Origin of the sequence: Streptomyces sp. MUM 203J (genome assembly GCF_022414595.1) — a bacterium.
In the GTDB taxonomy this organism is placed as follows: domain Bacteria; phylum Actinomycetota; class Actinomycetes; order Streptomycetales; family Streptomycetaceae; genus Streptomyces.
On the sequence record NZ_JADWYO010000130.1, the window covers coordinates 1 to 1,431 of the forward strand.

General features: G+C 69.9%; 1 protein-coding gene. It reads left to right on the forward strand.

Annotation, left to right across the window (positions count from 1 at the left end):
- Positions 1 to 207: 207 nt before the first annotated feature.
- Positions 208 to 1,410 carry an IS110 family transposase gene (locus I3F58_RS29145; protein WP_240111716.1) on the forward strand — a complete coding sequence of 401 codons (1,203 nt, stop codon included), beginning with the start codon at positions 208 to 210 and terminating at the stop codon, positions 1,408 to 1,410.
- Positions 1,411 to 1,431 lie beyond the last annotated feature (21 nt).

The window sequence follows — 1,431 nt, forward strand, 5'->3', positions numbered from 1 at the left end:
CTCCGTAAGTTGTTAGGCGGCCCGGGAGGGCCGGATGTGGCTGATGGGGTCTTGCCAGTCGTGGCTCCGAAGGAGTGGCCGTCCGGCTCTCCGGGGCGCCCTGGCTGCTGATTGAGATGTGCGCGCTTCGTGTGGTCGCTGATTACGGAGATGACAGCGGGGTGTTCCTCGGGCCGACGGGATGCCGAACGGCGCGAGGAGGGGCGAATGAGCAGGCGGAAGGCCCAGGTCTGGGCCGGTGTCGACGCAGGTAAGGGACACCACTGGGCGGCTGTGGTCGACGAGACCGGCGCGACCTTGTGGTCGAAGAAGATCGACAACGACGAGTCGGCCGTCCTGGCCGCGCTCGGCGAGATCCTCGACCTGGCGGACGAGGTTCACTGGGCGGTGGACATCTCCGGCACGTCCTCGGCTCTGCTGCTGGCCCTGCTCGCAGCCCACGGCCAGCAGGCCGTCTACGTTCCCGGCCGCACGGTCAACCGCATGTCGGGCGCCTACCGGGGCGAGGCGAAGACCGACGCCCGCGACGCCTACGTGATCGCCGAAACCGCCCGCCACCGCAACGACTTCGCTGCGATCGACGTGCCTGCCCAGCTGGCTGCCGACCTCGCGCTGCTGACCGCCCACCGGTCCGATCTGGTGGCCGATCGGGTGAGACTCATCAACCGGCTGCGCGACGTGCTGACCGGAATCTTCCCCGCACTGGAACGGGCCTTCGACTACAGCTCGCAGAAGGGCGCGCTTGTCCTGCTGACGGGTTACCAGACCCCCGCCGGGATCCGCCGCCGTGGCCGGGCCCGCCTGACGGCCTGGCTGGCCAACCGCGGCGTCCGAAGCGCGGACGCGGTCGCCGCGACCGCGCTGGAGGCCGCGCAGGCCCAGAAGACCGCGCTGCCCGGCGAGGACGTCGCCGCCCAGATCGTCGCCGACCTGGCCGCGCAGATCCTGGCCCTGGACGACCGGCTGAAGCGGATCGACAAGCAGATCCGCGAGACGTTCCGCAGCCACCCGCAGGCAGAGATCATCGAGTCCATGCCCGGCATGGGCCCGATACTCGGCGCCGAGTTCGTCGTCGCAGCCGGGGACCTCTCGGCCTACACCGATGCCGGCCATCTGGCCTCGGCGGCCGGGCTGGTGCCCGTCCCGCGTGACTCCGGCCGCCGCACCGGCAACCTCCACCGGCCCAAGCGCTACAGCCGCCGCCTGCGACGGGTGTTCTACATGTCCGCGCAGACCAGCATCATCCGTGAGGGCCCGAACCGGGACTTCTACCTCAAGAAGCGCGCCGAGGGCTGCAAGCACGTCCAGGCCGTCATCGCTCTGGCCCGCCGACGGGCGAGCGTGTTGTGGGCACTGCTGCGTGACGGAAGGATGTTCACCTCCGCCCCACCAATCACGCAGGCGGCTTGACTTCGTCATTGAGACTCCTTC

Bases quoted from the DNA above. Each gene is read 5' to 3' on its own strand.
- I3F58_RS29145 (WP_240111716.1), top strand. From the start codon at position 208: ATGAGCAGGCGGAAGGCCCAGGTCTGGGCCGGTGTCGACGCAGGTAAG.